22 protein-coding genes are annotated in these 17,745 nt (G+C 65.6%); 4 read left to right on the top strand and 18 right to left on the bottom strand.

Annotation, left to right across the window (positions count from 1 at the left end):
- Positions 1–18 precede the first annotated feature (18 nt).
- The 4 genes from DEJ27_RS03110 to DEJ27_RS03095 all read right to left on the bottom strand — a co-directional run bounded on the left by DEJ27_RS03110 (position 19) and on the right by DEJ27_RS03095 (position 5,758).
- On the bottom strand, positions 19–3,705 hold the full coding sequence (locus DEJ27_RS03110) for a phage tail tape measure protein (RefSeq protein ID WP_111090294.1): 3,687 nt from the start codon (positions 3,703–3,705) through the stop codon (positions 19–21).
- 572 nt (positions 3,706–4,277) lie between these two features.
- On the bottom strand, positions 4,278–4,688 hold the full coding sequence (locus DEJ27_RS03105; protein WP_220035367.1) for a terminase: 411 nt from the start codon (positions 4,686–4,688) through the stop codon (positions 4,278–4,280).
- 63 nt (positions 4,689–4,751) lie between these two features.
- Positions 4,752–5,357 carry a hypothetical protein gene (locus DEJ27_RS03100; RefSeq protein WP_111090292.1) on the bottom strand — a complete coding sequence of 202 codons (606 nt, stop codon included), beginning with the start codon at positions 5,355–5,357 and terminating at the stop codon, positions 4,752–4,754.
- A complete protein-coding gene (locus DEJ27_RS03095; protein ID WP_111090291.1) occupies positions 5,354–5,758 on the bottom strand; it encodes an excisionase family DNA-binding protein in 405 nt (134 codons plus the stop codon). The genes DEJ27_RS03100 and DEJ27_RS03095 overlap by 4 nt, the downstream gene beginning before the upstream one ends.
- 44 nt (positions 5,759–5,802) lie before the next feature.
- Here DEJ27_RS03095 and DEJ27_RS03090 point away from each other — a divergent pair, with 44 nt between their 5' ends.
- Positions 5,803–6,186 (top strand): hypothetical protein, encoded by a 384-nt coding sequence (locus tag DEJ27_RS03090; protein WP_111090290.1) that lies wholly within the window; start codon positions 5,803–5,805, stop codon positions 6,184–6,186.
- An 8-nt stretch (positions 6,187–6,194) separates the two neighbouring features.
- Here DEJ27_RS03090 and DEJ27_RS03085 read toward each other — a convergent pair whose 3' ends face one another.
- The 7 genes from DEJ27_RS03085 to DEJ27_RS03055 form a co-directional block, all read right to left on the bottom strand.
- Complete coding sequence (locus DEJ27_RS03085; RefSeq protein WP_111090289.1) at positions 6,195–6,605, bottom strand: hypothetical protein; 411 nt, start codon at positions 6,603–6,605, stop codon at positions 6,195–6,197.
- A complete protein-coding gene (locus DEJ27_RS17675) occupies positions 6,602–6,763 on the bottom strand; it encodes a hypothetical protein (protein ID WP_181430076.1) in 162 nt (53 codons plus the stop codon). The genes DEJ27_RS03085 and DEJ27_RS17675 overlap by 4 nt, the downstream gene beginning before the upstream one ends.
- A complete protein-coding gene (locus tag DEJ27_RS03080; RefSeq protein WP_111090288.1) occupies positions 6,760–7,815 on the bottom strand; it encodes an AAA family ATPase in 1,056 nt (351 codons plus the stop codon). The genes DEJ27_RS17675 and DEJ27_RS03080 overlap by 4 nt, the downstream gene beginning before the upstream one ends.
- Entirely contained in the window at positions 7,812–8,114 is a 303-nt protein-coding gene (locus DEJ27_RS03075; protein WP_146244643.1) for a hypothetical protein, read from the bottom strand. The genes DEJ27_RS03080 and DEJ27_RS03075 overlap by 4 nt, the downstream gene beginning before the upstream one ends.
- A 283-nt stretch (positions 8,115–8,397) precedes the next feature.
- Positions 8,398–8,622: a hypothetical protein gene (locus DEJ27_RS03065; RefSeq protein ID WP_111090286.1), complete on the bottom strand. Its 225-nt coding sequence runs from the start codon at positions 8,620–8,622 to the stop codon at positions 8,398–8,400.
- Positions 8,622–9,032, bottom strand: coding sequence for a hypothetical protein (locus tag DEJ27_RS03060; protein ID WP_111090285.1), 411 nt, complete (start codon positions 9,030–9,032; stop codon positions 8,622–8,624). Before DEJ27_RS03060 ends, DEJ27_RS03065 begins: the two co-directional genes overlap by 1 nt.
- Before the next feature lie 501 nt (positions 9,033–9,533).
- Positions 9,534–9,719, bottom strand: coding sequence for a helix-turn-helix domain-containing protein (locus DEJ27_RS03055; RefSeq protein ID WP_111090284.1), 186 nt, complete (start codon positions 9,717–9,719; stop codon positions 9,534–9,536).
- Between the two features lie 97 nt (positions 9,720–9,816).
- On the opposite strand from DEJ27_RS03055, the gene DEJ27_RS03050 reads away from it, so the two are divergent.
- A complete protein-coding gene (locus DEJ27_RS03050; protein ID WP_181430075.1) occupies positions 9,817–10,353 on the top strand; it encodes a helix-turn-helix transcriptional regulator in 537 nt (178 codons plus the stop codon).
- Positions 10,340–11,449: a site-specific integrase gene (locus DEJ27_RS03045; RefSeq protein ID WP_111090282.1), complete on the top strand. Its 1,110-nt coding sequence runs from the start codon at positions 10,340–10,342 to the stop codon at positions 11,447–11,449. Before DEJ27_RS03050 ends, DEJ27_RS03045 begins: the two co-directional genes overlap by 14 nt.
- Here the strand turns inward: DEJ27_RS03045 and DEJ27_RS03040 are convergent.
- The 5 genes from DEJ27_RS03040 to DEJ27_RS03020 form a co-directional block, all read right to left on the bottom strand.
- Positions 11,446–13,197, bottom strand: coding sequence for a cytochrome c biogenesis protein ResB (locus DEJ27_RS03040; RefSeq protein WP_258370287.1), 1,752 nt, complete (start codon positions 13,195–13,197; stop codon positions 11,446–11,448). The two genes, DEJ27_RS03045 and DEJ27_RS03040, sit on opposite strands and share 4 nt — an antisense overlap.
- Positions 13,181–13,879, bottom strand: coding sequence for a cytochrome c biogenesis CcdA family protein (locus DEJ27_RS03035; protein WP_110861628.1), 699 nt, complete (start codon positions 13,877–13,879; stop codon positions 13,181–13,183). The genes DEJ27_RS03040 and DEJ27_RS03035 overlap by 17 nt, the downstream gene beginning before the upstream one ends.
- 45 nt (positions 13,880–13,924) lie before the next feature.
- Positions 13,925–14,563 (bottom strand): TlpA disulfide reductase family protein, encoded by a 639-nt coding sequence (locus tag DEJ27_RS03030; protein WP_110861570.1) that lies wholly within the window; start codon positions 14,561–14,563, stop codon positions 13,925–13,927.
- Positions 14,560–15,216: a histidine phosphatase family protein gene (locus DEJ27_RS03025; RefSeq protein ID WP_111090281.1), complete on the bottom strand. Its 657-nt coding sequence runs from the start codon at positions 15,214–15,216 to the stop codon at positions 14,560–14,562. The genes DEJ27_RS03030 and DEJ27_RS03025 overlap by 4 nt, the downstream gene beginning before the upstream one ends.
- Positions 15,217–15,284: 68 nt before the next feature.
- Positions 15,285–16,778, bottom strand: coding sequence for a SulP family inorganic anion transporter (locus DEJ27_RS03020; protein ID WP_111090280.1), 1,494 nt, complete (start codon positions 16,776–16,778; stop codon positions 15,285–15,287).
- A 42-nt stretch (positions 16,779–16,820) separates the two neighbouring features.
- On the opposite strand from DEJ27_RS03020, the gene DEJ27_RS03015 reads away from it, so the two are divergent.
- Positions 16,821–17,222, top strand: coding sequence for a MerR family transcriptional regulator (locus DEJ27_RS03015; RefSeq protein ID WP_375231888.1), 402 nt, complete (start codon positions 16,821–16,823; stop codon positions 17,220–17,222).
- Here the strand turns inward: DEJ27_RS03015 and DEJ27_RS17430 are convergent.
- Positions 17,199–17,402 (bottom strand): hypothetical protein, encoded by a 204-nt coding sequence (locus DEJ27_RS17430; RefSeq protein ID WP_146244642.1) that lies wholly within the window; start codon positions 17,400–17,402, stop codon positions 17,199–17,201. The two genes, DEJ27_RS03015 and DEJ27_RS17430, sit on opposite strands and share 24 nt — an antisense overlap.
- On the bottom strand, positions 17,392–17,745 hold the full coding sequence (locus DEJ27_RS03010) for a hypothetical protein (protein ID WP_111090279.1): 354 nt from the start codon (positions 17,743–17,745) through the stop codon (positions 17,392–17,394). Before DEJ27_RS03010 ends, DEJ27_RS17430 begins: the two co-directional genes overlap by 11 nt.

Genomic DNA, 17,745 nt, shown 5'->3' with positions numbered 1-17,745 from the left:
TTTGTCTGTTATGCGCGGTTAGACGTACTGGGCACGTTCACGCCGCTCGATTGCGTGAACGACCGCGGTGGGGTCTTGTACGGACAGGTTGTAGTTGTTCCCCGCACGGTTGATTACTTGCGCTGGCTGTTGCGCGGCGGCGCGCAGCGGCGTGGGATCCATGTACCTGACGTTGCCGCCCTGGTTCATAGCCTCGAGCAGACCCCGGTTCCGAGCAGTAGCCGCCGCGTTCACCACGAACTCGCGTCCGTGAACAACACCGGCAACCTGGCTGACACCGAGCTCACCCGTGTACCCGCCGGCCGCGTACCCCTTCAAACCGAAACCACGCGCGATGATCCCCTGAATGGCACGCGACTGCTTCGCGATCTGCGACTCCAACGAACGCGCGTTCTTGTCAGCAGCAGCAATCTGCGCCTTGTAGTTCGCGTCCGCAACCGTCTGACCAGCCTTCGTCGCCGTCGACTGGATCGACGAATACGAAGAGTTGATCGACTTGATGTCCGCGGACGACGCCTTCGCCAACGACCGCGCTAACGGAAGACCCTCAGCGGTACCCAACGAAGCGATCTCCGCCAACAGGTCCCCGTTGATGCCCTTCTTCGCCAACGACGACAGCAGATTCGCGAACTCCGTCACGTTCCCCGCCGTCTTCGACAGGCCACGCCGCAGCGACGACGCCGAACGGTAATCGCCCACGTCGACCTTGCCGACAGCAGACGCAACCGACGACTTCAACGATTCCGCCGACTGCCGCAGATCAGTTAGCTTTCGCGCCGCATCATCCGAACGGTCCGACAGGTTCTTCATCGACAGCTGGTACTTCAAAGCAGCACGCACCGACTGGTTACGGAGACTCGAAGGCAGCTGCGAGTTACCGAACATCGAAATCAGTTCGGAAACACCCGACATGCCGTCATACTGACCGGCGCGACGGTTCAACGTGAATTGGAAATTACCACCAGCATTGTACGCGTACGCAGGCTTCTTCGGAGCGGGAGCTTTCCGAGAAAGACGCGCCTGCCCACCAGAAGCGAAACGCTCCACGATCCCGCCAGCCGCAAACATGCCAGCATTCACGCGATCCAGGAAAGCGACACCGTACTTGTCCACCGACGACGCTTTAACGACATACTCGCCGTTGGACAGCATCGCAGGAATCGAATCCGACGTTGCCGTGCCCGGCCCGTAAATCGGGCCACCAGACGCCTTGTTCTTGAACACACCGTTGGTGTTGGCCGGGGTGGCGACGTCGACGTGGTTCGTCGTGATGGTGATCGTCTTCTGTGTGGGGAGCCCCAACAGCATGCGGGAGACGGTCCCGATGCCCTGCTGCGCGATGAACGTGTCCGCAGACACCTTCGTCGACTTCGACCCCGGCAACGATTCGAGCAGGTTCTGGTACCGGCTGACCGGTCCGCTCGCTGCCGCCGCGGTGTTGGTGAACTGGGTCGCCCACTGCTTCGGCGTGCCGATGATCTTGTCTGCGTACTGCTGAGCAGCAGCACCTGTAATGCCGTACTGGCCGAGTGCGCGAACGAGCTCGCTGCGACCCTGTTCCATCGCTGCGGTAGCCGACTGCTGGCTGCCGGTCTGCTCGTAAATTGACCCGGCGGCGTTCTGCGCTGCCTGCGCAATGGCGTCCAACGCCGACTGGTTGCTGCGGCCCTTCTCCGTCGAGATGTCCAGCGACGTGCCGTTCTCCTTCACCGACTCCGTGACCGCATCAACGGCAGCTTCGAACTGACGCTGCGCTTCACGGGCGTCGAGCGTCGGGGACGTCAGCGCCCGCAGCGCGTTCGCGACCTCATCGATGCTCGGAGCAGCCTCGCCCGCGGCCCCCTGCAGGGCGTTGAGAGCTTCGGCGTTGTCCTCAGTCGGCTGCTTCGCGCCCTTTGCTGCGTCCGCGTACTGACCCATCGCCAGCTTCACGAGGTTCGTGTCATTCGCGGTGATGCCGAGAGCGTCCGCCTGCTGGACCAGCGCCGACCGGTAGTCGCCTCCGATCGCGTCGACCAGCCGGTGCAGCGAATTCTGTGACCCATCGGTCTGCTCAGCCAGCAGCTCGAACGCGCGGACTGCCTTCGACGGGTCGGTCTGTGCGAGCTGACCCATCTCCGCGTTGATATCCCGCAGCGCGTTAACACCCTGGTTGAAGTCGGTGTTGGTGAACCGCGTGAGGATGGCCTGGAAGCCGTTGTCGCTGTTGTGGGACGCGAATGACTGCAGAGCCGCGTCCATGTCTTTCAGCTGATCCTTCACGCTGCCGTCGATGCCCGCGGACAGCTGCCCCTTGCCGAGCGTCTTGAAGATCTCAGCAGCCGACGAAGCCGACTTGAGGGTGTGCGTGACCTCCGCACCATCCGCCTTCAGCTTCTCGAGCTCAGTGTTCAGCAGGGCTACAGCGGTGACGCCGAGGGTGATGCCTCCGACCCACGGCCCACCGAGGAAGCCAGACACGGAACTGAGTGCTGCGCGGCCAGTGATACCGCTCTCTCGCAGCGACGCCATCGCGGATCGGAACTCGACGATCTTCGGCACAGCAAGCAGCAGCCCGCCGCCCAGAAGCGTTGCCGCGCCGACGACCCCCGTCGCACCGAGCGCCGTGGCCTTCAGCGGTTCCGGAAGCTCTCGAACCTTTTGGATGAACGACGTGAGGTCCTGCACCATCGGACGCAGAGCACTGCTCGCAGACGTCCCCGTCTCAATCAGCCCAGACTGGAAAGCCGACTGCAGCTTCTTCAGGTCACCGTTGAGGTTGTCCGACTTCTTCGCAGCCTGGTCGATCGCGTAGCCGGCGTCGTTGTTCTGGTTGATGTACTGCTGGATGCCGTCAGCACCCTCCTTGTACAGAACCGTCGCAGCACGGACAGCGTCCGCACCGAAGATCTGCGACAGGGCCTGCTGGCGCTGAGCGTCGCTGAGCGTCGACAGCCGATCGTGCAGCACCTGAGCGATGTCAGCAGCACCCAGGAACTGACCGTTCGCGTCCTCGACATTGATGCCGAGGGACTTCATCAGCTGCGCCGACTCCTTCGACGGGTTTGCCAGCATCTGCAACATGCTCTTCAGCGACGTACCCGCATCAGAACCAAGCAGACCCGCGTCCGCGAAAGACGACAGCACACCCGTGGTTTCCTCGATCGAAAAGCCGAAGTTGGAAGCGACCAGACCGGACTGGTTCAGGGCGTCACCAAGCTCCTGCACGCCGCCCAGCGCCTTACCGGCACCAGCAGCAAGCAGGTCCGCGATGTGGGGGACGTCGGAGCCCTCGAGGTTGAACTGCTTCATCGCGACCGCAGCGATCTGCGTCGCCTTACCAAGATCCACGTTGTCCGACGCGGCCAGGGCCAGAACGCCAGTCAGGCCACCGCCAAGGATGTCCTTCGTCGCCAGGCCAGCCTTACCCAGCTCCACCTGCGCCTCAGTCACCTGAGTTGCCGTGTACCCGAACGCAGCGCCAGCAGTCAGGGCCTGGTTCCGGAACTTGTCCATCTCCGAAGCCGTGGCGTTGGTCGCGGCCTGCACCTTGGACATCTGCGCGTCGAAGTCAGCCGCCATCTTGGTGACGATCAGGACAGAGCCCGTCGCCGCGGCACCCATCGTGAGCAGGGAGCCGCCAACGCGCTCAGCTGCCTGCCCGACCTTCTCGAGCTTGTCGGAGTCCTTCGCCGTATCAGCTGTAGCCTTACGGACCTTCTCCATGCCCCTGACGTAATTGTCGATCGCGGCACGGATCGTTACTTGAACTACTCGGTCTGCCAATGTTCTCTCCTATGGTTAGGAGAAATCGGCACACCAAAACACTCACCCATACCCGGGCATGCCAAGATCTCTCTTGTTCATGCCCGGGTAAACCGGCGGGCTAGTTCCTACATCAATTGTCTCATTGCATCCGCTCAATCAGCCGAGTCGCTGCAACCATTCTTCGAACGCACGTCGCAATTCGTGGTCCCGTGGAGAATCGTTTCTGACCTCTTCCGTTAAAGTTGCGTCACCAGGGCCGACCAGCGTGAAAAGGGTCTTTTCCGAGCCTCGATTCCACCCAGTTGGACGCACGGTCGGCAGCGGATGTACTGGGCAATCACCGGGATGGACGAATGCCCTACGTGCGGCACGGGCAGCCGCCGAGGCTGCAGCGATGTCCGTCGCCGCAGCATGTTGCGCCGTACGCCATGCCCTCAGACGTTCCAACGAACAGCGCCCGGGCCAGTCCGCCTCGACGAACTCCGACAGCCAGGGCGGTCCACTCGTTCCTGCCGACCTGCGCCGCGGCATCAGCGCATCCCGTAGACGCCGCGCACCTTGCGGGCAGCAGGAAGGCTGTCATCCTCCAACGGCGGGATGCCGAGAGTGGCCAGCAGCCGCGCCAACGTCAGGCGCTGCTGTCGGGCCTCACCCACGCCCGGGTGTACTCGAGAGCCCTGCGGAGAGGTGATCATGAGGCCTCCGGTCTTCACCGCAGCATCGAGCTCAACGATCCGATCCCGTGTTCGGCACGCCTCTTCGAGCATCGCCAACTCGTGCTGCGCCCACTCGAACTCAGCCGTGCCGGCATCCCAAAGACGACGCCCCGCGGCGTTCAAACCGCGGGGCGTCCGCGCTGCACTTTGCACGTCGTTTGAATCAGTCACTTCCGCTCCAATCCTGAGCAGCAGCAGGCGCAGGGCCAACCGTTCTGCTGTCACGGAGAGAGACGCGCCCGCCCCGGAGGTACTGGGCAGGACGCCGCCTACGTGTAGCCCCCTGGGTCACTCGCTCGCCTCTGCGACCTGTTCGATCAGCGAGTCGGAGAGAGCGCGGATCTCGGTGGGCTTGTCAGCCTGGAACGCGAAGTCGTTGAGCGTGTTCTGCAGTGTCTGCCCTGCAGCCTCATCGCCGTAGCGGATGTCCCACAGCTCCTGCGCTTTGGTCTCGAGCGTCGAGTGGTCTTCGAGGTATCGGTTGATGACGTCGACTTCACCGTCTCCGTATGCCTTCGCGAGGATGGCTTTGGCGAGGATGGTGTCGTTGCTGATGGCTGCCGTGTCGTAGAGCGCAGCCAGCGCCGCACCGTCTTCGGCTCGGCTGGCTCGGTCGAGCGCATCGCGGTACGAGAGCGTGTCGGATGTGGATGCGTACTTCGGTAGGCCGAACATCTCTGCTTCGAGTGCAGTGCGGCGACTGTTGAGCGTGGCGTCGCGCTCATCGCGCAGCTGTCCGAGCTGGTAGTTGGTGTCACGGTAGAGCTTGGCGATGGCCTGCTGCTTGGCTTCGGGCGTGAAGCGCCGGTCGTTGCGGATCTCTTCGACACGGCGCTGATACTCCTGCCGAGTGGTCTCGGCCAGCTCATGCTGCTTGGTGCGGGGCGTGGTCATGCTGGTTCCTTTCGAGCTTTGAAGTGCGCGAGTTGTTCGCGGTTGATTCGGTAGGCGCGACCTACCATCGTCGCTTTGAGTCTGTTCTCACGGATTGCCTTGCGGATTGCACGGTCTGTCATCGCGAGGGCGTCAGCCGCTTGCTTTGTGCTGAGCCATTCCAATTCTGCCGACAGTTCCGCATGTGATGCATTGCGAGTTCCTGTTGCGGACTCGCGCCACGACAGCGCCACCACTTTCATTGCAATAAGCGTCTGATCGATCTCGGCATCTTCACCGCGATGGTCCGCGTGATACCGGTCAAGTTCGGCGTAGCGCAGCAACCAAGCCGCTGCGCGACCGCTGACAACCACTACCGCTCCGTCAGTGCCGTGCACGAGCTCGCGGGCGTGCCGATTCATGAGTCCCGCTTACTTCGGAGGGAGAGCGGCCGATAGGCGCTGCCGTGACTTCTGATGCATGTGCCGCCTTCGCAGGCGTCTTCGCCGTGTTGCTCTTGGTAGTGCCCCTCGAGGGCAGATCGCTTCGTAACTCCCTTCGCGCACACTGGGCGTACTCGCTGTTGCCGGCGGCGTCGCTCGTGTTCTCGGTGTGGGGGGTCGTCATCTCGGCCAACGGCTTCGCTTTCGATGGGCTCAGCGATCGAGCTGTCCCGTGGGTTTGGGTCCCGTTCTACGGCGACCTGATCGTGACTGCGGCGTTCCTGTTCCTTCTTGCCCAGCAGGACAGCGATGAAGCGGAAGCGGCGCGACAGGCCGCAGTCCAAGCTGCAGCCCCTCAGGCAACGACCGTGACGGGGCAGGGCGAGCAGGCAGCCGCTGCTGAGTAGCCGCAGACTCATGCGGGGTCACTGCCGGCGGCGTTCTGCAACGTCTCCCACCACTCGTTAGCGGCAGCCCTCATGTCGAGGTCACCGCTGCTGTCGGTCACCCGATAGGCGGGCTCGAGGTACAGCATTGCAAGGTGCAGCAGCGCGCCGTAGAGCACATCTGACCAAGCTTCCGCGCCGAGGGTGCCGGTCGACAGCGCATGGTGGCGGACCACGGCCTGAACCATCTGATCGGGGTGGGCGGTGAGGGTGGCCAGTTCGCTAGCGAGCGTGTAGCTGGCGATGCTGATGGAGCCTGCACCGACGACTCCACTTGGCACCCCTTCGTTGTCCTCGTAGAGCTGAGTGAGGATCTTGTTGCCGGCTGCCTCGAGCTCTTCGAGGTACGTCTTAAGCCATTTGCTGGAGCTGTCGGTCATGCGTAGTCCTTGGGATCGTGGTGCAGCCCGAAGGCTGGGTGGTTGAGCCGCGGGCATGTGTCGTCGTGCTCGAGCAGCGCGTGCGTGATGCCGGGGCCAGAGATGTCGATGACTGCCGCGGCTGAGCAGTCAGGGCAGGCGACGGTGATCGGGTTCATGCCACGCCCTCGAACACTTCGCTCTCGTAGGGGGTGTTAGAAGCGTTAGGAGTGTTAGAACCATCTTCGGAACTAACAGATCTAACGGAACTAACAGGGCCATAGAGGCCTCGTGAAGGCTTCAAGATGCGCTTCGCGTCGACCGCGCGCTTGAGGTACACGTCGAGCTGAGTCACCGGGATCGTCGGCAGCAGGTGCTGGATCTCTTGGCGGGACACAGGGGCATCGGCCTGGTAGATGACGCCGATGATGTCGGCCATCCGATCCCCCACTCCCGCGGACACCTTGATCGCGTCAGCAGCAGCGCGAGCAGCTTCCAGCCCGCCCCCGTTGAGTGACCAAGCTCCCGAGTCCGACAGCAGCAGTGCGTACTCGCCCTCTTTCGCATCGCGAGAGGTGACATGCAGCGTCGCGCTTTGCTCCTGGCGCTCACGGCGCAGCACGAGCACAGTGTCCGCAGCTCCCGCGATGCCCTGGGTGCCGCTCACAGCGTCCAGGAAGTCCTCTCCGCCGCTCTTCCGGGTGTGGTGGACGATGATGAGGGACGAGCCCGGTTCCGCGTCAGTGGTGGCCTTGAGGGCGCCCAGGAACTCGTAGTCCGCGGCGTACTGCGACTTCGTTGCTGCGGTGCTCGGCAGCACCTTCCCGAGTGTGTCGAGGATGACAACGGGGTTCTGGTCGATGTTCCGGGAGATGAACTCCCTGATGGCAGGGATCACCTGACCGCCTTCAAGTGCTGTGACGAACTCGAGCCGCGGGGTGACCACCTCAGGGCTGAGCGTGCGGATGCGCTGCTGCAGACGGCGGGGACCGTCTTCGAGCGCGAGGTACAAGACAGGTCGGGGCGCGCCCGTAGGTACACCGCCAAGTGCTTTCTCGCCAACGTGGAGCGAGAGTGCCAGTCCGAGCACTAGCCAGCTCTTGCCGATCTTCGGCGCGGCGACGAGCAAGGTCATGCCTTCCGGGATGATGCCGGGGACGACGTACTGAGTGGGTGGGAAGTCCTGCGCCATCAGCCATCGGGCATCGAAAGTGGTGGGAGGTCGGGTCATTGGGTCTCCTGTCCGGAGTAGATCTGGGCGCGGATCTCGGCCGCTCGTTTGGCTGCGGCTTCAGCGCCGCGGTGCTTTTGCGCCTCGAGGAAGGCGTTGGTGGTCTCGTGTTCTCGAGATGGCTGGCGTCGGCAAACTTCGGCGTAGAGCCGGTCCGCGTCGTCGTTGGCCTGGTCGATCTCGACCTGCCGTGACGCGCTCCCCTGCTCGAACGCGAAGACGTAGAACTGCCGAAGTGAGGGCGGTAGCTGCCTGAGTTCAACGACGCCAGCGGTGAGGTCGATCGCCAGCTGGTGCATGTACCGCTCTGCGGCCGGCGAGAGCTCGATGGTGTCCGGGTACGAGAAAGCCCCCTCGTCCTCGTTCTGTCGAGGATCTGGGGGCTTCCTGGTGCCGAACTGGCCTACGGCCACTCAGGCGGCTCCGGACGTTCGGCGTCTTGCGCAGCTTCGAGCAGGCAGATCGCCAGGCGTCGCGCCTGGTCCCCAGCTAGCTCCGTCAGGGGACGTTCGGCACGCAGTCCCACGACGCCGTTGATGGCGAGCACCGCGAACCCGTCGACCGTCGTCTTGCCCGCCGGCATCAGGCAGCCACCTGCAGGGTCGGGACCAGCATGGGCACGGCGATCGGCTGAGTCCGCACGTCGGAGACGCGAGCGACGATGGCGTGAGCCAATCGCAGCGCTTCGGATGGCGTCAGGATGAGCGAGTAGCCGTCGCTGAACTGGCTCGGCTGAGCGTCGATGATCACTTCGGCGCGTCCAGTCAAAGTCGTATCGACGTTGACGAGCTTGATCACGTCGTCCATCAGGCGTCCCCCTCGACTCGCTCGAACTTCCCGGTGATGATCCCTTCCCCCGGGTCGAAGGAGTAGCCGACGAGCTTGTACAAGCCGACGTACGTCATGACGAACTCGTTCGGGCGGCTGGTCACCTCATCTTCCGGGTGGTCGCCCCACCGGTACCCCGGAGTCGTGTGCAGCTGGTACTCGACCGGCGTCAGGTGACCCCATGTCGTTGCGTCGGGCATCGCGCTGATCTCTTCGCGGTTGCCCTCGTACCGGCGGTGCGTGGTGATGACCCTGTAGAGACCGTTGGGGTCAGGCTGCTTCCACTGCTTGTGGTGCCACCCCTTCAGCTCGAGCGTCGCGGTGCCGACCCGCGCAGCTACAGCGTCCCCCGAAGGGGCGCTTGCGTGGATGTCAGTGGGGCGTGTCATGATGTCTGTGCTGGACAATGTTCTTCGTTCCTTAGTTTCGTAGTGGTTACTGGTGGGACGTGGCCCGAGACGCTCTGCCAGGAGCGCTCGGGCCTTCCTTTTTCGGTACGGATCGGTACTTGCCGGACCAACGGCCCTCTCGAACCCTCGTTGGTTGCTTGGAGAACCATCCGGTGACGGGATCGAAAAGCGAGTCGATCTCCTTCACGGTCACCGGATGGAGGGGCTGACGAGCTCGGGTCTGCTCGTGGTAGAGCTGCCAGCCGCTGTACTCCGCTCGCCCGCTCAATCGAAGAGCCCATTCAAAGGTGGGGTCTCGTTGAGGGAGGTGATTCGTCGTTTGCAGCTCTCGCTCGAGGCGAATTGCGGCGAGGGTGATGGGAGCGGCCAGGTAGATCCAGATGCCGTGACCCACGAGGGCCCAACCTTCGCAAGCGCGCGCCGCCTTTTGCGCGGATGTCGGCGGCGTCTGCCAGCCCAGTGCTCGGATGCCCAGTCTCGTCACCCGGCCTCCCGAAGGGCCTCTGCGAAGAACCGGTCGATGCTCTCTTGCGGGATGTAGATCTTCTTGCCCAAGCGGACCACCTTCAGCGGGAAGTCTGGAGTCCTGATCCACTGCCGGAAGGCCGTTTCGGTCTTGCGGAACTGGGGGGCCGCTTCGGGGATGGTGCGAAGCGTGACGGGCATCTGTGCCTCCTTCTCAGTTCTGAGAACTGCTCGTACCACTAGTTATACACACGGATCAGGTAGCGCGCAATCCCAGTTGTGTGATTTGCTATCCCCCGTGACAGAAGAGACGAGCTTCACCCCGGCCGAGAAGAACTTCGCGACCGAAGTGGCGCGCGAGCGTCAGCAGCGAGGGTGGACCCTGGCTGAGATGGCGGAGAAGTTGGAGGCTGCCGGCGTGCCGTCCATGAGTGTGATGTCCGTGTCTCGCGTTGAGAACCGCAAGCGTCACGTGTCCATGGTCGAAGCGGGCGCGTACGCCAAGGTGCTCGGTCGCGGAATCTCTGACCTCCAACATCCCGACGGCCGAGAAGCCATGCTGATGATCTTCGAGGTCGGCAGACGACACACTGTGAGCGAGTACAACAAGCTGCTGGAAGCTGCGAAGGATTTTGGTGATTCCGTAGCCGTGCTCAGCACGCACGTCACTACCGTTCGTGACTTGTATGAGGCCGACTTCGACGATCTTGACGAGGAGACCCGTTCGCGGGTCAACAATTTCATGCAGGGCTCGCTCTGGCTGATCGAGAAGGATCCAGTCGCGGAGGTGCAGGGCATCATCGAGAAGAGCTGGAAGCAGCATGGCGAGCGTTAAGCGCAGGCCGAACGGTCAGTGGCGTGCTCGATACGACTACCTCGACGACGGCGGGAAGCGGCGTGAACATGCGAAGCACTTCCGGACGAAGGCTGCCGGCGAGGACTGGATCGTCGAAGAGCTTGCGAAGCGCCAGCAGGGTACCTGGACGACGCCTACGGAGCGCAGGACGACCCTCCGAGGTTTTTACGACGACTGGTCGCCTCGGCAGATCTGGGCATCGTCGACCCGCGACTCGTACAACATCACGATGAACGACTGCACGTTCGACACGGTAGAGGTTGGGAAGCTGCGGCGCTCCCACGTTGAGGCGTGGGTGAAGGACATGCAAGGCCGGCTCGCACCGGGCACGATCAAGACTCGTGTCGGCAACGTGCGGACAGTCATCCGCGCCGCGATGGCTGACCGGGTACTCACGGTCGATCCGTCGATCGGTGTGCGTCTCCCCCGTACCCGGCGTGCTGAGGTCGCGATGGTGATCCCGACACCGGAGCAGGTCGGCGCGATCGTGAACGCGGCCGAGTCATGGTTCCGCCCATTCGTCGCACTCGCTGCGTTTGCAGGTCTGCGCATCGGCGAGGTGGCCGGCGTCCAGCAGGGCGACATCGCGTTCCTCAAGCGCACGCTGCAGGTGTCTCGTCAGGTGCAGAAGGAGCCGGGGACGCTGGCGGTGATCCCGCCGAAGCATGGCAGCGAGCGGAAGGTGTACCTACCGGATGCGCTCGTGACCATGCTGTCGGAGCACGTGGCAAACATCGGTGTGCACGGCGATGAGGGGTGGCTGCTGCCGGGCCGTCCTCCGAACCCCGACTCGCTGCGGTGGCATTGGAACAAGACGCTCGAGGCGGCAGGCGTCATTGGGTTCACGCCTCACGACATGAGGCACTACTACGCGTCCGGGCTCATCGCTCACGGCGCGGACGTGGTGACGGTGCAGCGTGCCCTCGGCCACGCGAAGGCGTCGACGACCCTGAACACCTACAGCCACTTGTGGGGAACTGCAGAGGACGTCACCCGAGCCGCTGCTGCGGACCTGATGACGTCCTCCCTTGCTCCTGCGGACTCCCTGCGGACTCCGGGCGCTGATACCGCCTAGATTCCGCTAGATTCCTGGTCAGCTCGGACTTGCATCCTAACTCCGAGGTCCGACGTGTGGCGCTGTGCGATGTCCGCGACGGCCCGTTCGAGGTTCGGGTCCTCGCCGCGCGCGAGTCCGGCGTACTCGAGGTCGTACTCGCCGTCCTGCGCGTCGCGACGCGGGACGACCTTCACCCAGACGCGGCGGCGCGGGACGAACAGCGAGGTGAGCAGACCGAGGGTGGAGAGCAGGGCGAACCCGCCCACCCAGAGCTGCGAGGGGTCGTGGTGGACGTCGAGGGAGACGTACCGCTTGACGCCGTCGAAGGTGATCGACCCGGCGCCCTCAGGCAGCTTCTTCGTCTGGCCGGGCTCGAGCGCGATGCTCGCGGTGTCCGACTGCCGTCCGGCGATCTGGTCGAGACCCTTGGTGCTGAGCGTGTACACGCTCTGCGGCACACCGCTGTCGAGCCCGAGGTCGCCCGTGTAGACCTGCAGCGTCAACAGCGGGTTCTGGGTGTCCGGGTAGGCACTCGAGTACGCGCCGCTCGCGAGCTTCGACGCGGTGGGGTAGAAGAACCCGACCATGCCGAGCTGGTCCGGCTTCGCGTCCGGCACCTTGATGACGCCGGTGGAGGTGTAGTTCGCGTCCTCCGGCAGGAACGGCACGACGTCCTTGAACGCCACGTCGCCGTCGCCGTCGCGCACCGTGACCTGCATCGCGTAGCCGTTGCCGAGCAGGTAGACGTTCGTACCCCCGACGTGCAGCGGTTCGTTCACACCGAGGCGGCTCGTCTTCGGCTCGCCGCCCTTCTCGGTGCTCGTGACGGTGGCCGAGTAGTCGAGCGCCTGGCCGAGGGCGTCGAGGTTGCGCTCCTCGTACTTCGTCACGAACTTGTCGAGCCGGAGGTTGTAGCCCTTCAGGTCGGTCTGCTGGAACCAGCGGCCGGGGTTGAACGAGTCGTACGAGCCGAGCACGTTCGAGAACGTCTGACCCTCGACCAGCAGGCGCTGTCCGGTGAAGCCGAAACCGCCGCCGACGCCGACCGCCAGGAGCACGCCGACGAGGGCGGCGTGGAACACCAGGTTGCCGGTCTCGCGCAGGTAGCCGCGCTCCGCGCTCACCGAGTCGCCGAACCGCTCGACGCGGTACCCGGACCGCTTCAGGATCGCCATCGCGCGCGTCACCGCGTGCTCGGCGGACGGGAGGCCCGTGGTCGCGTCGATCCCGGTCGTCCCGTCGATCATCGCGTCCGGCTGCACCGCCACGGTGCGGAAGCCCGCCAGTCGCGCCAGGCGCGCCGGGGTCCTCGGCGGACGTGTCCGCAGTGCCTGCCAGTGGTGCTTCGTGCGGGGCACGATGCAGCCGATGAGCGAGATGAAGAGCAGCAGGTAGATCGCGGAGAACCACACCGAGGTGTAGGTGTCGAAGACCTGGAGCTTGTCGAGGACCGGGTAGAGCTGCGGGTGGTCCGCCTTGTACTGCACGACGCCGTTCGGGTCGGCGGTGCGCTGCGGGACGAGCGAGCCCGGGATCGCCGCGAGGGCGAGCAGCATGAGCAGGAACAGCGCCGTGCGCATGCTCGTCAGCTGCCGCCAGAAGAACCGGAGGTACCCGACGAAACCCAGCCTCGGCTGGTTGACGCCGCCGTCGGTGGGGCCGGAGCCGTCGACGTGGTCGGACGGTCGCTGCGGGTCGGAGGCGCTGTCGGCCCCGTCGCCTGCGCCCGTCGGGATGTGCTCGTTGAGGTCAGACCGCGGGGACAAAGCTCTGGATCACCGCCCCGACGCTCGACATGACGGCCGACCAGATACCGGTGACCATGAGCAGACCGATGACGATCAGGATCGCTCCTCCGATGATGTTGACGGTGCGCATGTGACGCTTCACCGCCGCGATGGCCCCCGTGGCCCAGCCGGCGCCGAGGGCGACGAGGACGAACGGGATGCCGAGCCCGAGGCAGTACGCCACCCCGAGCCACATGCCCTGCCAGGCGCTGCCCGACTGGACACTGAGCAGGTTGATGGCCGCCAGGGTCGGGCCGAGGCACGGGGTCCAGCCGAGGCCGAACACGATGCCGAGCAGGGGGGCGCCGAGGAGCCCGGTGGCCGGGGTCCAACCGGGCTTGATGGTGCGCTGCAGGAACGTGAACCGACCGACGAACACCAGGCCCATCGCGATCACGACGACCCCGAGGACCTGCGTGATGAGGTCGCGCCAGCGGACGAGCCAGAAGCCGAGCGCCCCGAACACGGTGGTGTACGCCACGAACACCGCGGTGAACCCGGCGATGAACAGCAGCACGCCGAGCACCACACGGCCCCGACGCTGCCCGCCCTCGGCGACACCGCCGACGTACCCGAGGTACCCCGGAACGAGCGGCAGCACGCACGGGGACAGGAACGACACGAGCCCGGCGAGCGCCGCCACGGGCAGCGCCACGGCCATCTGGCCGCTCAGGATCGCGTCGGCGAAGGGGTTGGAGGTCACGGGTCAGGAGGCCTTGCCGGCGTCGAGCTCGTCGCTGACCAGGGTCTTCAGGATGCTCGTGCCGTCGATCGCGCCGAGGACCCGGGCAGCGACGCGCCCCTTGGTGTCGAGGACGATCGTGGCGGGCACCGCGTTCGGTGCGATCTGCCCGGACATCGCCAGCTGCATCGTGCCCGTGCGCTGGTCGAGGACGGTCGGGTACTGCACGTCGAAGGTGCGCTCGAAGGCGGCCGCGGTCGCTGCTTCGTCACGCACGTTGACACCGATGAAGGCGACGTCGTCGGCGTCGGCGTAGTCGTCGTGGACCTGGTTGAGGTACTTCGCCTCGGCACGGCACGGCGGGCAGCTGGCGTACCAGAAGTTCAGGACGACGACCTTGCCGCGGAGGTCCTTCGACGAGACGGTGTCACCGTTCGAGTCCTCGGCCCGGAAGGTGACCGGGTCGGTGCGGTCCTTCGCGGAGACCTCGGTCACGGCGCCGTCACCGGAGATGTAGTTCTGGGTCGTGCCGTTGCCGTACTGCTTCGCGATGCCGCCGCTGTCCGACGAGCAGCCGGACAGGACGAGGACGGCGGCCACGGCCGTGGCTGCGAGGACCGCGAACCGCTTGCTGATGACGCGCGCACTGCTCGTGCTGTTCACACTGCTCCTTCGTCGACGGCGGTCGCGCGCAGTTCCTGCGCGGGGTCCGCGTACCCGACCTCGGTGAACCGACCGGTCGACGTGGCGGGCACACGTTCGACGGTGGTGATGCTCGACAGGTCGCAGCGGCGCTTGCGCGGGTCGTGCCACAGGGGCTCCCCCGCGAGCTTCCGGTGGACCATCCAGATCGGCAGCTGGTGGCTGACCAGGACGACGTCGCCCTCGTCCACGCTCTCCCACGCCGTGGTCATCGCCGCGAGCATGCGGTTGGCGATCGACTCGTACGCCTCGCCCCAGCTGGGACGCAGCGGGTTCGCGATCCACGGCCACTCCGCCGGGCGGCCGAGCGAGCGCTTCGTGAACCCGGGGGGCTGCCCCTCGTAGCGGTTCGTCGGTTCGATCAGGCGCTCGTCGAGCGTCACGTCGAGCCCGTAGGCGGCCGACCAGGGTGCGGCGGACTCCTGCGTGCGCTGCAGCGGGGACGCGACGATCCGACGCACGTCGACGCCGGCGTCCTTCCATGCCGTGGCGGAGGCCTGGGCCATCCGGGTGCCGAGTTCGCTCAGCCCGAAGCCCGGGAGCCGGCCGTAGAGGACGCGGCCCGGGTTGTGCACCTCTCCGTGCCGGACGAGGTGGAGACGGGTCGCGGGCATGGGTTCCAGTGTAGGTCGCCCCGTGGTTCCCACCGCCCCCTCAGGGGATTCACCGGATGCGGAAGCGCTCAGCCGCCGAGCTCGCCGGAGAGCCGTCCGTGCAGCGCGATCGACCCCGAGTCGAGGTTCACCACCTCGACGGTCGACCCGTGCTTCGCGAACCGTTGTTCGACCCCGTCGAGCGCTGCGACCGTGGACGCGTCGAACACGTGCGCGTCGGCCAGGTCGATGATCACGTGCTCGGGGTCCTCGGCGTAGGAGAACCGTGTGACGAGGTCGTTCGACGAGGCGAAGAACAGCGCCCCGCGGACCCGGTACCGCACCGTACGGTCGTCGACCGGCTCGCGGACCACGGTCACCACGTGCGCCACCCGTCGGGCGAAGACCAGGGCCGCCACGACGACGCCGACGAGCACCCCGGTGGCGAGGTTCTCGGTCACGACGACCACGACGACGGTGACGAGCATGACCGCGGTCTCGCCGAGCGGCATGCGTCGGAGGGTGCGCGGCCGGATGCTGTGCCAGTCGAAGGTCGCGACGCAGACCATGAGCATGACCGCCGTCAGTGCCGCCATCGGGATCTGGGCCACGAGGTCGTGGAGCACGATCGTCAGGACCAGCACCGAGACCCCGGTCGCGAAGGTCGAGACGCGGGTCCGGGCACCCGCGGTCTTCACGTTGATCACCGTCTGGCCGATCATCGCGCAGCCGCCGGTCCCACCGAAGAAGGCGGACGCGATGTTCGCGACGCCCTGACCCCACGACTCGCGCCACTTGCTCGAGCCCGTCTCCGTGATGGAGTCGACGAGCTGCGCGGTGAGCAGGGTCTCGATCAGGCCGACGATCGCGACGCCGAACGCGTACGGGGCGATGATCTGCAGCGTCTCGAAGGTGAACGGCGTCGTGATGCCGCCGAAGCCCGGGAGCGCCGTCGGCAGGGCGCCCTCGTCGCCGACCGTCGGCACGGCGATGCTGAACACCATCGTGAGGCCGGTGACGACGACGACCGCGATGAGCGGTGCGGGGATCGCCTTCGTCAGGAACGGGAAGCCGACGATGATCGCGATGCCGAGAACGGTCAGCGGCCAGACGACGAACGGGACGTCGTCGCCGAGCAGGTTCGGCAGCTGGGCGGTGAAGATGAGGATGGCCAGGGCGTTCACGAACGCGACGTTGACGCTGCGCGGGATGAAGCGCATCAGCCGTGCCACCCCGAGGAACCCGAGCACGAGCTGGAACACGCCACCCAGCACGATCGCGGGCACCAGGTACTCGATCCCGTGCTCCCGGACGAGCGGGGCGATGACGAGGGCCACCGAGCCGGCTGCGGCCGAGATCATCGCCGGGCGACCACCGACGATCGAGATCACGATCGCGATGACGACGCTCGAGAACAGACCGACCGCGGGATCGACGCCGGCGACGACGGAGAACGAGATCGCCTCGGGGATGAGGGCCAGCGCGGTGACGATGCCGGCCAGGACCTCTCGGGTGAGCATGCGGGGCGAGCGGAGGGCGGCGAGGACGCTCGGGGCCGTCGGCGCGTGTGTGATCACGGACATCGATCGGAACTCTACCCTCACGTGAGGGTAGAGTCGTACGCCGTGAGCACCAGCGACGTCCCCGACACGATGCACATCGGCGAACTCGCCGATCGCGCCGGCATGTCCCTGCGCACCATCCGGCACTACGACGAGGTCGGGCTGCTCGTACCGAGCGGCCGTACCCCCGGCGGGTTCCGGGTCTACACGGCGCAGGACCTCGAACGGTTGCTCGTGATCCGCCGGATGAAGCCGCTCGGGTTCACGCTCGACGAGATGGCCGAGCTGCTCCGCGTGGTCGACGCCCTCGCGACGAAGGACCCCGAGGACGAACCGGCGCTGGCGGCCCGCCTCGACGCGTACCTCGAGGACGCCCGAGCCCGTCACGCCAAGCTCGTCGAGCGGGCCGGCATGGCCGAGGAGTTCATCGGCACGCTCGGGTCACTCCGCGCTTCGCTCCCCTGAACGCTCGTACCGCGCAAGCCATCGCCGTTCGGCCTCGGCGGCTGCTTCCGGGGTGTACTCCAGACGGGCTTCCACCCGCTCGAACATGGCGATCATCTTCCGCGCCTTCCGTTTCGGGTACGCGTCGAGGATCACCTGGTTGAGCCGGGCCTGAGCACGTTGACGTTCTTCACCCGTCATGTGCATGAACATCCGTTGCATCGCGCTCCTCTTGTCCGAGTGTTCGTACCAGGACACTCACACCCGGATCATCGACCCGTCCATGAATCTGCATGTCGTACATCGCGCCGGCCACCATCCGACCGATCTCGGCCTTGCCGACGTCGTCAGACGAGACCATCTCGGCTGCCCAGACGACCTGTTGCCACACGTACGCTCGCTCGATCGCGCGCTGCTCCCGCCGCCACCGCATGAACGACCAGATCGTCGCCGTCGTGGTGCCGCCGAGCGCCAACAACGACGCGACCACCGTCGCGACCGCCGCAGGCGGCCAGGTCGCGAGTTCCCCTGTCCCCGTCCCCAC

This window comes from Curtobacterium sp. MCPF17_018, from assembly GCF_003234135.1.
GTDB lineage: Bacteria > Actinomycetota > Actinomycetes > Actinomycetales > Microbacteriaceae > Curtobacterium > Curtobacterium flaccumfaciens.
Note: the sequence above shows the minus strand (reverse complement) of the source record. Positions and strands in the feature narration are given on the sequence as shown.

What these genes read in the sequence shown, in the direction of transcription:
- DEJ27_RS17675 (WP_181430076.1), bottom strand. Translation starts at nt 6,763, where the DNA reads ATGAACCCGATCACCGTCGCCTGCCCTGACTGCTCAGCCGCGGCAGTC.
- DEJ27_RS03060 (WP_111090285.1), bottom strand. Translation starts at nt 9,032, where the DNA reads ATGACACGCCCCACTGACATCCACGCAAGCGCCCCTTCGGGGGACGCT.
- DEJ27_RS03020 (WP_111090280.1), bottom strand. Translation starts at nt 16,778, where the DNA reads ATGTCCGTGATCACACACGCGCCGACGGCCCCGAGCGTCCTCGCCGCC.
- DEJ27_RS03095 (WP_111090291.1), bottom strand. Translation starts at nt 5,758, where the DNA reads ATGAATCGGCACGCCCGCGAGCTCGTGCACGGCACTGACGGAGCGGTA.
- DEJ27_RS17430 (WP_146244642.1), bottom strand. Translation starts at nt 17,402, where the DNA reads ATGACGGGTGAAGAACGTCAACGTGCTCAGGCCCGGCTCAACCAGGTG.
- DEJ27_RS03045 (WP_111090282.1), top strand. Translation starts at nt 10,340, where the DNA reads ATGGCGAGCGTTAAGCGCAGGCCGAACGGTCAGTGGCGTGCTCGATAC.
- DEJ27_RS03055 (WP_111090284.1), bottom strand. Translation starts at nt 9,719, where the DNA reads ATGCCCGTCACGCTTCGCACCATCCCCGAAGCGGCCCCCCAGTTCCGC.
- DEJ27_RS03065 (WP_111090286.1), bottom strand. Translation starts at nt 8,622, where the DNA reads ATGGACGACGTGATCAAGCTCGTCAACGTCGATACGACTTTGACTGGA.
- DEJ27_RS03110 (WP_111090294.1), bottom strand. Translation starts at nt 3,705, where the DNA reads ATGGAGAAGGTCCGTAAGGCTACAGCTGATACGGCGAAGGACTCCGAC.
- DEJ27_RS03035 (WP_110861628.1), bottom strand. Translation starts at nt 13,879, where the DNA reads ATGGCCGTGGCGCTGCCCGTGGCGGCGCTCGCCGGGCTCGTGTCGTTC.
- DEJ27_RS03025 (WP_111090281.1), bottom strand. Translation starts at nt 15,216, where the DNA reads ATGCCCGCGACCCGTCTCCACCTCGTCCGGCACGGAGAGGTGCACAAC.
- DEJ27_RS03085 (WP_111090289.1), bottom strand. Translation starts at nt 6,605, where the DNA reads ATGACCGACAGCTCCAGCAAATGGCTTAAGACGTACCTCGAAGAGCTC.
- DEJ27_RS03075 (WP_146244643.1), bottom strand. Translation starts at nt 8,114, where the DNA reads ATGCACCAGCTGGCGATCGACCTCACCGCTGGCGTCGTTGAACTCAGG.
- DEJ27_RS03080 (WP_111090288.1), bottom strand. Translation starts at nt 7,815, where the DNA reads ATGACCCGACCTCCCACCACTTTCGATGCCCGATGGCTGATGGCGCAG.
- DEJ27_RS03100 (WP_111090292.1), bottom strand. Translation starts at nt 5,357, where the DNA reads ATGACCACGCCCCGCACCAAGCAGCATGAGCTGGCCGAGACCACTCGG.